This window comes from Mesorhizobium sp. M7A.F.Ca.MR.362.00.0.0, assembly GCF_004023175.1.
In the GTDB taxonomy this organism is placed as follows: domain Bacteria; phylum Pseudomonadota; class Alphaproteobacteria; order Rhizobiales; family Rhizobiaceae; genus Mesorhizobium.
In genome coordinates this window covers 1-394 of sequence record NZ_RZTF01000934.1, presented here as the reverse complement: position 1 = coordinate 394, position 394 = coordinate 1, and the positions used below count along the sequence as shown (strand labels likewise).

General features: G+C 53.8%; 1 pseudogene. It reads left to right on the top strand.

Annotated elements, in window-relative coordinates:
• Positions 1 to 14 precede the first annotated feature (14 nt).
• Positions 15 to 394 (top strand): annotated as a pseudogene (locus EOC06_RS38585) (hypothetical protein); the annotation flags it as partial.

Below are 394 nucleotides of genomic sequence, written 5' to 3'. Positions count from 1 at the left end.
CATTCGGAGAGGTCGTGCGAGAAGTATTGACGGCTTGGAAATTTCCGCAAGCCGACCGCGCGCAGTTCGATATTGAAACGAACGATGTTACCATCGGAGGTAAGCCCAGGTCGGCGAACGGAAAAGGCGTCCGGGCCATCTTGCATGCCGCATTCAATGTTGCGGTGCTTCTCTTCTGCCGGCGCCGAGATTTGCCACATCCCGGCTTTTTGGTTCTAGACACACCGCTTCTCACATATCGCGAGCCGATGAAGAGCAAGCACGGCGAGCTTTCAGCCGACGAGGAAGAACTTAAGAAAACAAGCCTTGCGACGCACTTCTATGAACATCTCGCTGGCCTGAAAAACCTGGCGCAGATCATCATAATTGAGAATTCCGACCCCCCGAACGGAAT